9 protein-coding genes are annotated in these 12,926 nt (G+C 66.2%); 6 read left to right on the top strand and 3 right to left on the bottom strand.

What is annotated here, in order from left to right; genetic code table 11:
- Positions 1-34: 34 nt before the first annotated feature.
- The 3 genes from HWX87_RS04020 to HWX87_RS04010 all read right to left on the bottom strand — a co-directional run bounded on the left by HWX87_RS04020 (position 35) and on the right by HWX87_RS04010 (position 3,384).
- A complete protein-coding gene (locus tag HWX87_RS04020) occupies positions 35-508 on the bottom strand; it encodes a VOC family protein (RefSeq protein WP_176045904.1) in 474 nt (157 codons plus the stop codon).
- A 386-nt stretch (positions 509-894) separates the two neighbouring features.
- The gene (locus HWX87_RS04015; RefSeq protein WP_176045903.1) at positions 895-2,052 is read right to left on the bottom strand and encodes a porin; all 1,158 of its coding nucleotides are present in this window, start codon (positions 2,050-2,052) and stop codon (positions 895-897) included.
- A gap of 393 nt (positions 2,053-2,445) precedes the next feature.
- Entirely contained in the window at positions 2,446-3,384 is a 939-nt protein-coding gene (locus HWX87_RS04010; protein WP_176045902.1) for a YihY/virulence factor BrkB family protein, read from the bottom strand.
- A 142-nt stretch (positions 3,385-3,526) separates the two neighbouring features.
- On the opposite strand from HWX87_RS04010, the gene fdnG reads away from it, so the two are divergent.
- The 6 genes from fdnG (at position 3,527) to selB (ending at position 12,905) form a co-directional block, all read left to right on the top strand.
- Positions 3,527-6,598: a formate dehydrogenase-N subunit alpha gene (gene fdnG, locus HWX87_RS04005; RefSeq protein ID WP_176045901.1), complete on the top strand. Its 3,072-nt coding sequence runs from the start codon at positions 3,527-3,529 to the stop codon at positions 6,596-6,598.
- 10 nt (positions 6,599-6,608) lie between these two features.
- Positions 6,609-7,523: a formate dehydrogenase subunit beta gene (gene fdxH, locus HWX87_RS04000; protein ID WP_059237213.1), complete on the top strand. Its 915-nt coding sequence runs from the start codon at positions 6,609-6,611 to the stop codon at positions 7,521-7,523.
- On the top strand, positions 7,520-8,146 hold the full coding sequence (locus tag HWX87_RS03995) for a formate dehydrogenase subunit gamma (RefSeq protein ID WP_011355693.1): 627 nt from the start codon (positions 7,520-7,522) through the stop codon (positions 8,144-8,146). The genes fdxH and HWX87_RS03995 overlap by 4 nt, the downstream gene beginning before the upstream one ends.
- A gap of 387 nt (positions 8,147-8,533) precedes the next feature.
- A complete protein-coding gene (gene fdhE / locus HWX87_RS03990) occupies positions 8,534-9,469 on the top strand; it encodes a formate dehydrogenase accessory protein FdhE (RefSeq protein ID WP_176045900.1) in 936 nt (311 codons plus the stop codon).
- 74 nt (positions 9,470-9,543) lie between these two features.
- Positions 9,544-10,983, top strand: a complete 1,440-nt coding sequence (selA, locus tag HWX87_RS03985; protein ID WP_176045899.1) for an L-seryl-tRNA(Sec) selenium transferase — start codon at positions 9,544-9,546, stop codon at positions 10,981-10,983.
- Entirely contained in the window at positions 10,980-12,905 is a 1,926-nt protein-coding gene (selB, locus tag HWX87_RS03980) for a selenocysteine-specific translation elongation factor (RefSeq protein ID WP_176045898.1), read from the top strand. The genes selA and selB overlap by 4 nt, the downstream gene beginning before the upstream one ends.
- Positions 12,906-12,926: the final 21 nt, after the last annotated feature.

Raw genomic sequence — 12,926 nt, 5'->3', positions numbered from 1 at the left:
GCGCGGTCATGCATGCGCAGCGCGACGTGCGTCGTCAGCCCGCCGTGCCCGCGAAGGCGGCCTTCAGTGCGGCGTCGTCGAACTTGACCATCTGCATCATCGCCGCGGCCACGCGCGCCGCCTTGACCGGGTCGCGGTCGGTCATCATCGGGATGAGCGCTTCCGGAACGATCTGCCACGACACGCCATAGCGGTCCCTCAGCCATCCGCAGGCGTCGGCCGTGCCGCCGTTGTCGAGCAGCGCGTTCCAGTAGCGGTCGAGTTCCGCCTGGCTGGCGCAACTGACCAGCAGCGAGATCGCATGATTGAACGTCTCCGTGCGCGGGTGGCTCATCGCGAAGAACGGCTGGCCGAACAGCTCGAATTCGACCATTCGCGTGCCGTCGGTGCCGGGCACCGCCGTGACGCGCACGACGCGCGAATCCGGAAAGATGCCTGCGTAGAAGGCCGCTGCTTCTTCGGCTTCCGTCGAATACCAGAGAAAAGGCGTGATCTTCTGAATCGTCATGACGCATCTCCTGTGTGAATGGGGCGACGTGCGAACCCGGGCCGCCATCGATACGACGGACGACGGTTGCCGAAATCGACACGCCGCGGCACATCGCCATCGCACCGGACGAGCGGGGCCGGCAGTGGGGATACTAGTCGCTCGGCTAACGGATGGCGACCTGCGCGGCTATCCGCAAACGGTGTTCCCGGCGCTTTGCAGCCGCCAGGCGCCGCTGCCGTGCGGTCGGCATGCATCGGGCTTGGGTTCGGGGTGCCGGCCCGTGCAGGCGCCGCCGGCACGCGGGAGACGGACGAAAAAAAAGCCAGTCGCGGCCGAAACCGGGACTGGCTTTCCAGGTCGGCGGCAAGGCGTCGGAGACGCCATGCACGCCGGAAACGTACTTCTTAGAACTTGTGACGCAGGCCGAGCGCGACCATTTCGGCCGAGCTCTTGCCGGCGAAGCCGTACGAGCCGATCGAAGCTTGCGCGTTCTGTTGAACGCCGTCGACGAGCTGCGTGCCGCTGGCGTGCTGGTATGCGCCGACCAGGTAGACGTCCGTGCGCTTCGACAGCGAGTAGTCCGCGCCCAGCGAAACCTGGTGGTACTTCGCGGTCGTGTCGCCGCTCGACTTCGTGTACGAGTAGCCGAGACCCAGCAGCAGCGGTGCCGTGACCTGGTACGTCACGAAGCCGCGGCCCGTGTTGTACTTCTCGGTCGAACCGAAGCCCGACGATGCGTCCGGCTTGTATTGCGCGTTGCTGTAGCCGAGGCCGACCGTGACCGGGCCGATCACGTACTGACCTGCAACCTGTGCGATCGCGATCGACTTCGCCGTCACGTAACCCGAGTTGATCGGGCCGTCGACGATGTTGTCCGACGTCGTCGAACCCCAGCCCGAACGGAGGCCGGCGGTCGTCGGCGACGGGTTGTTCGCGTAGAAGTAGCCTGCCGCAACGCCGACCGGGCCGTTGTTGTAGGCAGCTGCGACCGACCACGTCTGGCCTGCGCCCGTCTTGCCTGCGACGCCGCCGAGGGCGTACATGCCTTCAGCCTGGAAGCCAGCGATCACCGGCGACGTGTACTTGATTGCGTTGCTGACGCGCAGGCTGTTGTCGTTGTTGTCGACGTCACCCGGCGTGGCGAACGTGCTGCCGAAGTAGTTGTCAGCCGTGACTGCCTGGACCAGGTCGACCAGCGGGTCGTACTGGCGGCCGAGCGTCAGCGTGCCGTACTGGCTGCTTTCGAGGCCGACGAATGCCTGACGGCCGAACATGCGACCACCCTGGTTCAGCTTGCCGGTGCCCGGATCAAAACCGTTTTCCAACTGGAAGATCGCCTTCAGGCCACCGCCGAGGTCTTCTGCACCCTTCAGGCCGAAGCGGCTACCTTGCAGGTTGCCCGACAGCATTTGGACCGAGTTGTTGGACTGGCCGTCATTGCCGTGCACCCAAGCGATCGACGTGTCGATCACGCCGTACAGCGTCACGCTCGATTGAGCATGGGCAGCACCAGCGGCGCCCAGCAGGGCGAGCGAGAGGGTCGAGAGAGCGAGTTTCTTCATCGTTGAGTTTCTCCACGCAAGTGATTCATCGTTATTTGTTGCGGATTGGAGAATAGCTCAGTGCCATAGACGCAAGAAAGCTTAAAAAATAAAGTGTCTCGAAAAGGTAACAGCGTGAAAAAGTCTATATATATCAAGCACATCAACGACTGTTCCTGTTTTTGAAATAGTTGACATTTGCTGCGCCGCGATTATTTCAAAAGTTGATGCGCCGGACGGCAGGTTGCCGGTTTCGCCGGGTTCCGTCATGGAAACGGGGGTGTGCAAACGTTTGCCGTTGCGACAATGTCCGTGCGGGCACGCAAGGTGCGTGTCAACGCCGCGCAAATACGCGGCGGACAGCATGGTTGCAAAGGGGCGGGCGGGTGTGCCGGGGGCTTGCGGCAGGGAAAATCAGTCGCCGCGCATGCGGTCGTTGCCGGGGCCGGGTCGTGGCTGGGCGGACGCAGCCGGCGCGGCGCCTGCCGGCTGATGCGCGTTGCCGCGCGCCGCCGCGAATTCCGCGCCGAGCAGCAGCACGATCGCGGAGAAGTACAGCCACATCAGCAGGACCGCGAACGATCCGGCCGCGCCGAATGCGCTGGCCGTGCCCGCGTGCGCGAGGTACAGCGCGAACAGCTTCTTGCCGCCGGAGAACAGGATCGCGGACACGACGCCGCCGACCGCGGCGTCGCGCCACGCGACGCGCGCATCGGGCAGGAACTTCATCAACGACGCGAACGCAGCCGCGAGCACGGCGATGCCGACGAAGAACTGCACGAGGTTCGTGACGATCACATACGGCGAATTGCCGAGCAGCCAGGTGCCGACGAACGTGATCGCGGTGTCGAGCACGAGCGATACGATCAGCAGGAACGCGACGCCGAGCACGAGCCCGAACGAGATCAGCCGCACGCGCACGAGCCCGAGCATGCTCGACCAGCGGTTCTCGGTAGCCGGCCAGATCACGCTGAGCGCGGCGCTGAGCGACGCGAACGTGGCCGACGCGCCGATGGCGAGCGCGGCGAACGAGATCAGGGTGGCCAGGCCGCCGCGCTCGCCCGCGCGGTGCGCGTTCTGCACGATCGTCTGGATGCTGGCCGCCGCGTCGTCGCCGATCAGCTGGTGCGCCTGCTCGAATACCTGGCCGCGCGCGGCATCGTCGCCGTAGAACCAGCCGGCCACCGCGATCACCATCACGAGCATCGGCGCGAGCGAGAACGCGGAGAAAAACGCGATGCCCGCGGCCATCGCGGAGCAGCGGTCGGACGAGAAACGCTTGAACGCGTTGAGGGCCCAGTTGGCCTGTTGCTGGGCAAGGCGGGTTGCTTCGGAAGTGATCTGTCGTTTCATGACGGTTCGGTTGCGCGCGGAACGCGGATCATCGTTGGTAATCAGACAATTCAGTATTGATCCGAGGATTCGAACATAGTTGCGCGAACTGTCTATAATTCCTTTCAGTTTCCCCACCCCCACAATAACGCCGAGACCAGCCATGCTACAAATGTCCCGGCGCCAGTTCCTGAAGGTGACGGCTACGTCGCTTGCCGGATCGAGTCTAGCCCTGATGGGCTTCTCTCCGTCCGAAGCGCTCGCCGAAGTCCGACAGTACAAGCTGGCGCGCACAGTCGAAACGCGCAACACCTGTCCTTACTGTTCAGTGGGTTGCGGCATCCTGATGTACAGCCTCGGCGACGGCGCGAAAAACGCCCAGCCGAGCATCATCCACATCGAGGGCGATCCCGACCATCCCGTCAATCGCGGCACGCTGTGCCCGAAGGGCGCGAGCCTGATCGACTTCATCCACAGCCCGAACCGCCTGACGCACCCCGAGTATCGCGCGCCCGGCTCGGACAAGTGGGAACCGATCTCGTGGAACGACGCGCTCGACCGCATCGCGAAGCTGATGAAGGCCGACCGCGACGCGAACTTCGTCGAGACGGCTGAAGACGGTGCGAAGGTCAACCGCTGGCTGACGACCGGCATGCTGGCCGCATCGGCGGGCAGCAACGAGGTCGGCTACCTGACGCACAAGACCATCCGCAGTCTCGGGATGCTCGCATTCGACAATCAGGCGCGTGTCTGACATGGCCCGACGGTGGCAGGTCTTGCCCCGACGTTTGGCCGTGGAGCGATGACGAACCATTGGGTCGACATCAAGAACGCGGACGTGATTCTCGTGATGGGCGGCAATGCAGCCGAGGCCCATCCGTGCGGTTTCAAGTGGGTAACGGAGGCGAAGGCGCACCGCAAGGCGCGGCTGATCGTCGTCGACCCGCGCTTTACGCGTACGGCCTCGGTGGCCGATTACTACGCGCCGATCCGCACCGGTACCGACATCGTCTTCCTGGGCGGCGTCATCAACTATCTGCTGACGAACGACAAGATCCAGCACGAGTACGTGAAGAACTACACGGACTTCTCGTTCATCGTGCGCGAGGATTTCGCGTTCAACGACGGCATCTATTCCGGCTATGACGCGGAGAAGCACGCGTACCCCGACAAATCGAGCTGGGACTACGAGCGCGGCGACGACGGCTTCGTGAAGGTCGACCCGACGCTGCAGCATCCGCGTTGCGTGTACAACCTGCTGAAGCAGCACTACGCGCGCTATACGGCGGACATGGTCCAGCAGGTCTGCGGCACGCCGAAGGAGAAATTCCTGAAGGTGTGCGAGATGCTCGCGACCACGGCCGTTCCCGGCCGCGCCGGCACGGTGCTGTACGCGCTCGGCTGGACCCACCACTCGATCGGCGCGCAGATCATCCGCACCGGCGCGATGGTGCAGCTGCTGCTCGGCAACATCGGCATCGCCGGCGGCGGGATGAACGCGCTGCGCGGGCACTCGAACATCCAGGGGTTGACCGACCTCGGGCTGATGTCGAACCTGCTGCCGGGCTACATGACGCTGCCGATGCAGTCCGAGCAGGATTTCGACGGCTACATCAAGAAGCGCGTGCAACTGCCGCTGCGGCCGAACCAGTTGAGCTACTGGAAGAACTACAAGGCCTTCCACGTCAGCTTCATGAAGTCGTGGTGGGGTGATGCCGCGACCGCCGAGAACAACTGGGCCTACGACTACCTGCCGAAGCTGGACAAGCAGTACGACCTGCTGCAGGCGATCGAGCTGATGAATGCCGGCAAGATGAACGGCTACATCTGCCAGGGCTTCAACCCGCTCGCGGCGGCGCCGTCGAAGCTGAAGACGGCGGCGGGCCTCGCGAAGCTGAAGTGGCTCGTGATCATGGATCCGCTCGCGACCGAGACGTCCGAATTCTGGAAGCATCACGGCGACTACAACGACGTCGATGCGTCGAAGATCCAGACCGAGGTGTTCCGTCTGCCGACCACCTGCTTCGCGGAGGAAAACGGCTCGCTCGTGAGTTCGAGCCGCGTGCTGCAGTGGCACTGGAAGGGCGCGGAGCCGCCGGGCGAGGCGAAGAGCGACCTCGAGATCATGTCGGGGCTGTTCCTGCGCATGCGCAAGATGTACCAGAAGGACGGCGGCAAGTATCCGGATCCGATCGTCAACCTGACCTGGCCGTACTCGAACCCGGAAAGCCCGACGCCCGAAGAGCTTGCAATGGAGTTCAACGGAAAGGCGCTCGCCGACCTGCCTGATCCGAAGGATCCGGCCAAGGCGCTCGTGAAGAAGGGCGAGCAACTCGCCGCGTTCGCGCAGCTGAAGGACGACGGCACGACCGCGAGCGGCTGCTGGATCTTCTGCGGCGCATGGACGCAGGCCGGTAACCAGATGGGACGGCGCGACAACTCCGACCCGACCGGCATCGGCCAGACGCTGAACTGGGCGTGGGCGTGGCCGGCGAACCGGCGGATCCTGTACAACCGTGCATCGTGCGACGTCGCCGGCAAGCCGTTCGACCCGACCCGCAAGCTGATCGGCTGGAACGGCAGCGCGTGGAAGGGTGCCGACATCCCCGACTTCAAGGCGGACGAAGCGCCCGAGAACGGGATGGGGCCGTTCATCATGAATCCGGAAGGTGTCGCGCGCTTCTTCGCGCGCGCGGGGATGAACGAAGGTCCGTTCCCCGAGCACTACGAGCCGTTCGAAACACCGATCGGCACGAACCCGCTGCACCCGAACAACCCGCTGGCGCTGAACAACCCGGCCGCCCGCGTGTTCCCGGACGATCGCGCGTCGTTCGGTCAGGCATCGGAGTTCCCGCACGCCGCGACGACGTACCGGCTGACCGAGCACTTCCATTACTGGACCAAGCATGCGCGGCTGAACTCGATCATCCAGCCCGAGCAATTCGTCGAGATCGGCGAAGACCTCGCGAAGGAAGTCGGCGTCGCGCATGGCGAGCGCGTGAAGGTGTCGTCCAAGCGCGGCTACATCATCGCGGTCGCTCTCGTCACGAAGCGGATCAAGCCGCTGACGGTCGACGGCAAGAAGGTCCAGACGGTCGGCGTCCCGTTGCACTGGGGCTTCAAGGGTCTGACGAAGCCCGGCTATCTCGCCAATACCCTGACTCCGTCCGTGGGCGACGGCAACTCCTATACACCGGAATTCAAGTCGTTCCTGGTGAAGGTCGAAAAGGCGTAAGGGGAAAGAGATGGCATTGCAATCGCTGGATATCAAGCGCGTCTCGGCCACCACGACGCCACCGCCCACGGTGCGCGAACCGGTGACCGGGAGCGTCGCGAAGCTGATCGACGTATCGAAGTGCATCGGCTGCAAGGCATGCCAGACGGCATGCATGGAGTGGAACGACCTGCGTGACGAGGTCGGCACCAACGTCGGCGTATACGACAACCCGGCCGACCTGACCGAGCATTCGTGGACGGTCATGCGGTTCTCCGAATACGAGAACCCGGCGGGCGACCTCGAGTGGCTGATCCGCAAGGACGGCTGCATGCACTGCGAGGATCCGGGCTGCCTGAAGGCGTGTCCGTCGCCGGGCGCGATCGTGCAGTACAACAACGGGATCGTCGATTTCCACGAGGAGAACTGCATCGGTTGCGGCTATTGCGTGACCGGTTGCCCGTTCAACGTTCCGCGGATCTCGAAGAAGGATCATCGCGCGTACAAGTGCACGCTCTGCTCCGACCGCGTCGCGGTCGGCCAGGAACCGGCCTGCGTGAAGACCTGCCCGACGGGCGCGATCGTGTTCGGCACCAAGGAGGACATGAAGCAGCACGCGGCCGAGCGGATCGAGGACCTGAAGGAGCGCGGCTTCGAGCATGCGGGGCTGTACGACCCGCAGGGCGTCGGCGGCACGCACGTGATGTACGTGCTGCACCACGCCGACAAACCCTCGCTGTACCACGGGCTGCCCGACAACCCGTCGATCAGCCCGATGGTGAAGCTGTGGAAGGGCATCGCGAAGCCGCTCGCGGTTGCCGGCATCGCGCTGACCGCGCTTGCCGGGTTCTTCCACTATGTCCGGGTTGGCCCGAACGAGGTGAGCGACGCAGAGGAATCGGCCGCGCGCGACGAGGCGCGACGCATCAAGGAGGACGCGAAATGAACCACGACGACCCCAACCTGATCGTCCGCTACTCGGCGAACGAGCGCACGAATCACTGGATCACCGCGATCACGTTCGTGCTGCTCGCGCTGTCCGGGCTCGCGCTGTTCCACCCGTCGATGTTCTGGCTGACCGCGCTGTTCGGCGGCGGCCAGTGGACGCGGATCCTGCATCCGTTCGTCGGCCTCGTGATGTTCGTGTCGTTCGCGATCCTCGTGGTGCGCTTCTGGCACCACAACGCGCTCGACGCGGACGATCGCCAGTGGCTGAAGCAGATCGGCGACGTGCTGACCAACCAGGAAGACAAGCTGCCGCCTGTCGGGCGCTATAACGCCGGGCAGAAGCTGCTATTCTTTACGCTGGTGGCGTGCCTGCTGCTGCTCCTGCTGTCGGGAGTCGTGATCTGGCGGCGCTACTTCTCGTTCTACTTCCCGATCGGGGTGATCCGCGCGGCCGCTGTCGTGCATGCCGTGGCGGCCTTCGTGCTGATCGCGAGCATCATCGTGCACATTTACGCGGCGTTGTGGGTGAAGGGCTCGATCGGCGCGATGGTGCGTGGCACCGTCACGCTGGGCTGGGCCCGCAAGCATCACCCTAAGTGGTTCCGTGAAAGCGTGAAATAACGCACCGGAGCGGCACGCCGCTTGCGGCGCGTCGCTCCGCCACCCTCGGAACCGCCCGAAGAGCGCCGATCCGTCGGCGCTTGTTTGGGGTCTGTTTGCGCATGGAACGCGCATGCGAATGCCCGAAATCGCTCGCAGGGCAAGAAGTGAGGAGCGCCGTTTGGCCGAGCCAAACAAGCGACGAGCGACGCCGCCATGCGGGCGATTTCGGGCATTCCCGTGGCATGTATTTTTAAAATTTGGGGTTGCCACGAGAACGGCCGCTCGCTGCGTTGCGCTCCTTGCGAATACGTCAGTATTCGCGGCGTCGCGCGCCTCGCGAGCGGCCGTTCTCGTGGCAACGCATGCGCGTTCCATGCGCAAACAGACCCCTTGGAAGACATTTCTGTGACACAACGCATTCTCGAACCGACCGAGATCTCGACACTCGATCATTCGGCCATTCCGCGCTTTCGCCTGCCGGAGCGCGCCACCGCGTTCTCGGCGCGCGCCGCGCGGCTGCGCAAGCTGGCCGACCTGAACCCGATCAGCGGCTACCTGCGGCTGATGGCCACCGTCGCCGATGCGCAGCACGCGACGCTGCAAACGCTCGAACTGCCGCTGCCGTCGAAGGAAGCGATCGCGCTTGCGCAGCAGCATTCGATGCCGCTCGTGCCGGCGCTCGACGGCGAGCGCAACCCGCAATGGCGTGCCGTGCTGTACGAACTGCTCGACCGCGTCGAAGGCGCCGGGCTCGTCAACCCGCAGCTCGCGAAGCTGCTCGACCGGCTGCGCCTGATGGCGCCCGCCGAACTCGACGCGCAGGCCGACGCGATCCTCGCGCTGCGCTTCGCCGAAGTCGACCCGGCCACCGCGCCGTTCCTGATGGCCGCGCTGCAGGTCGTCTGGACGGATCTCGCCAGCTGCGTGGCGCCGGCCGACGTCCCGTATCTCGACCAGCCGGGGCTGTGCCCCGTGTGCGGCACGCATCCGGTCGCGAGTGTCGTGCGGGTCGGCGGCCAGTACCAGGGCTACCGTTTCCTGCAATGCGGGCTGTGCACGACCGAATGGCACATGGTGCGCACGAAGTGCTCGCACTGCGATTCGACGAAGGGCATCGCCTATCACGGGATCGAAGGCGGCAGCGAAGCCGTCAAGGCCGAATCGTGTGACGAGTGCAAGACCTATCGCAAGATCGGCTATCAGGACAAGGACTACGAGTTCGAGCCGCTCGCGGACGATCTCGCGAGTCTCACGCTCGACCTGCTGATGAACGAAGCCGGCTACCAGCGCAGTTCGCCGAACCCGCTGCTGTGGCCGGACGTCGCGCGGGAAGCGGACTGACGGCACGAGGCCGGGGCGGTGCGCGAGCGCCGGCGCCGGCCGACTGCGAAGCATGAGACTGGAGCCACAACTACGTGACCGAACCGGGTGTGAATGAATTGAATGCGGTGCTGGCGCGCGTGCCGTCCGTCGAGCGCGTGTTGTCGTCGGCGCCGTTGCAACCGCTCATCGCGGACTATGGCCGCACGCGCGTGCTCAATGCCGTGCGCGCCGAACTGGAGCGCTGGCGTACCGCCGCGCAGCACGATCCGGCCGCGGCGGAACCGCTCGACGAGCCGCGCATCGCCGCCGCCATCGCGCGCACGCTGGCCGCGCAGAGCACGGGCGCCGTGCGTGCCGTGTTCAACCTGACCGGCACCGTGCTGCACACGAACCTCGGGCGCGCGCTGTTGCCCGACGACGCGGTGCGTGCGGTGGTCGACGCGCTCACGCAGCCCGTCAACCTCGAATTCGATCTCGCCACGGGCCGCCGCGGCGATCGCGACGACCTGATCGACGCTCTGCTGTGCGAACTGACGGGCGCGGAGGCCGCGACCGTCGTCAACAACAATGCGGCGGCCGTGCTGCTGACGCTGTCGGCGCTCGCGACGAAGCGGGAAGTCGTCGTGTCGCGCGGCGAGCTGGTCGAAATCGGCGGCGCATTCCGCATTCCCGACATCATGAGCCGCGCCGGTGCGAAGCTGCGTGAAGTCGGCACGACCAACCGCACGCACCTGCGCGACTACGCGGACGCGATCGGCCCGCGCACGGCGCTGCTGATGAAGGTGCATTGCAGCAACTACGCGATCAGCGGCTTCACGAAGGAGGCGACGCTCGCCGAACTCGCGCCGCTCGCGCGCGAGCACGGCGTGCCGGTTGCCGTCGATCTCGGCAGCGGCACGCTTGCCGACCTGTCATTATGGGGCCTGCCGCACGAGACGACCGTGCAGGAAACCGTCGCCGCCGGAGCAAACGTTGTCACGTTCAGCGGCGACAAGCTGCTCGGCGGGCCGCAGGCCGGCCTGATCGTCGGCGATCGCGCGCTGATCGCGAAGATCAAGAAACATCCGCTCAAGCGCGCGCTGCGCGTCGGCAAGCTGACGCTCGCGGCGCTCGAACCCGTGTTGCGTCTGTACCAGTCACCCGAATTCCTGCGCGACCGGCTCACGACGCTGCGCCTGCTGACGCGGCCGCAGCGCGAGATCGCGGAGGCCGCCGAACGCGTGCGTCCGGCGCTGCAGCGGGCGCTCGGCAGCGATTTCGACGTGACGGTCGAGCCGATGTTCAGCCAGATCGGCAGCGGCGCGCTGCCGGTCGACCAACTGCCGAGCGCCGGGCTCGTCGTGTGCACGGCGGACGGCAAGCGCAGCGGCCGCGCGCTTGCGCAACTGGAGAAGCGTCTGCGCGAATGGCCGCGCCCGGTGATCGGCCGTATCGCCGACAACGCGTTGCGGCTCGACCTGCGCTGCCTCGAAGCCGCTGACGAAGCGGCGCTCGTCGCACACTGCGCGGTGCTGGCGGGGCCCGCTGCATGATCGTCGGGACCGCGGGGCACATCGACCACGGCAAGACGACACTGACGCGTGCGCTGACGGGCGTCGATACCGACCGCCTGAAGGAAGAGAAGGCGCGCGGCATTTCGATCGAACTCGGTTACGCCTATACGCCGCTCGACAACGGCGACGTGCTCGGCCTGATCGACGTGCCGGGACACGAGAAGCTGATTCATACGATGGCGGCGGGCGCATGCGGAATCGACTTCGCGCTGCTCGTGATTGCCGCCGATGACGGCGTGATGCCCCAGACGCGCGAGCATCTCGCGATCCTGCAATTGCTCGGCGTCACGCATGGCGCCGTCGCGCTGACCAAATGCGATCGCGTCGATGCCGCGCGCGTCGCCGAGGTGCGCGACGAGATCGCTACGTGGCTGCACGACTCGACGCTGGCCGGCGTGCCGATCTTCGAAACGCGGGCAACCGCAACGGACGATCCCGGTGTCGCCGCGTTGAAGCGTCACCTGGCCGACGCGGCGATCGCGTGGCGTGCGCGCCGCGACGACGGCCTGTTCCGGCTCGCGGTCGATCGCGTGTTCACGCTTGCGGGGCAGGGTACGGTCGTGACGGGCACCGCGTTCGCGGGCCGCGTCGCGACGGGCGACACGCTCGCGATCGTGCGGTCCGGCGCCGCGGCGCGGGTGCGCAGCATCCATGCGCAGAACCGGCCGGTCGAGGCCGGCCGGGCGGGCGAACGTTGCGCGCTGAATCTGGCCGGCGTCGACAAGGCCGACGTCGAGCGCGGCGATACCGTCGCCGATGCGCGGCTCGTCGCCACGTCGCCGCGTCTCGACGTCGAGCTGACGCTGCTCGCGGATGCCGGGCTGACGCTGACGCACTGGGCGCCGCTGCACGTGCATCTCGGCACGCTGCATCGCGTCGCGCATGTCGCGCTGCTCGATGGCGACACGCTTGCGGCCGGCCAGCGGATGCGTGTGCAACTGGTGTTCGACGAACCGGTGTTCGCGCTGCCGGGCGACCGGTTCATCGTCCGCAATCCGCAGGCGACCCGCACCGTCGGCGGCGGCCGCGTGCTCGATCCGTTCGGGCCGGCCCGCAAGCGCCGGACGCCCGCGCGCCGCGCATGGCTCGATGCACTGGCCGAATGGCTCGACGAAGGGCGTCTCGATGCGCTGCTCGCGCAGGCGCCGCTCGGCATTCCGCGTTCGACGCTTACGCATCTGACGGGATTCGCGCCGAATGCGCTGGCGTTGCCGGACGACGCGCTGGCGATCGGGCAGCGCGACGCCGCGTCGAACGACGGCGAGGTGATTTCGCATGCGCACTGGCGTGCGCTGCAGGCGCGGGCGATCGACACGCTGCGCACGTATCACGAACGCATGCCCGACGAGCAGGGGCTCGACGCAGCACGCCTGCGCCGGATGGCCGCGCCGCTCGTTGGCGATGCGCTGTGGCGTGCGCTCGTCGATGCGCTGGTGGCCGGCGGCGAAGTCGCGCGCAGCGGGCCGTGGCTGCATCTGCCGTCGCATTCGGTGAGCCTGGAACCGCGCGAGGAAGCACTCGCGCAGCAACTGCTGCCGCTGATTCATGCGGGGCGCTTCGACCCGCCGTGGGTGCGCGACCTGGCCCGCGACACGGGCGCGGCGGAGGACGCGGTGCGCGCGTTGTTGCGCAAGCTCGCGCGGCGCGGCGACGTGCACCAGGTCGTACGCGACCTGTTCTATCACGCGGACGTCGCACGCGAGCTGGCGGAGCTGGTCGCGCATCTCGCGCCGTCGCGCGGCGGCGGGCTCGATGCCGCGACATTCCGCGATGCGACGGGGCTCGGCCGCAAGCGCGCGATCCAGATTCTCGAGTTCTTCGATCGGGTTGGGTATACTCGCTTCCACCGCGATCTTCACTACCTGCGGCCTGACAGCGGTTGGGTGGGTATTCAGGCGTAGGCGCTCGTTGTTCTTTGGTTC

Origin of the sequence: Burkholderia sp. BCC1644 (genome assembly GCF_902833225.1) — a bacterium.
Taxonomy (GTDB): Bacteria; Pseudomonadota; Gammaproteobacteria; order Burkholderiales; family Burkholderiaceae; genus Burkholderia.
This window is presented reverse-complemented; position numbering and strand designations above follow the sequence as displayed.

What these genes read in the sequence shown, in the direction of transcription:
- HWX87_RS04015 (WP_176045903.1), bottom strand. Translation starts at nt 2,052, where the DNA reads ATGAAGAAACTCGCTCTCTCGACCCTCTCGCTCGCCCTGCTGGGCGCC.
- HWX87_RS04010 (WP_176045902.1), bottom strand. Translation starts at nt 3,384, where the DNA reads ATGAAACGACAGATCACTTCCGAAGCAACCCGCCTTGCCCAGCAACAG.
- HWX87_RS04020 (WP_176045904.1), bottom strand. Translation starts at nt 508, where the DNA reads ATGACGATTCAGAAGATCACGCCTTTTCTCTGGTATTCGACGGAAGCC.
- HWX87_RS03995 (WP_011355693.1), top strand. Translation starts at nt 7,520, where the DNA reads ATGAACCACGACGACCCCAACCTGATCGTCCGCTACTCGGCGAACGAG.
- fdxH (WP_059237213.1), top strand. Translation starts at nt 6,609, where the DNA reads ATGGCATTGCAATCGCTGGATATCAAGCGCGTCTCGGCCACCACGACG.
- selB (WP_176045898.1), top strand. Translation starts at nt 10,980, where the DNA reads ATGATCGTCGGGACCGCGGGGCACATCGACCACGGCAAGACGACACTG.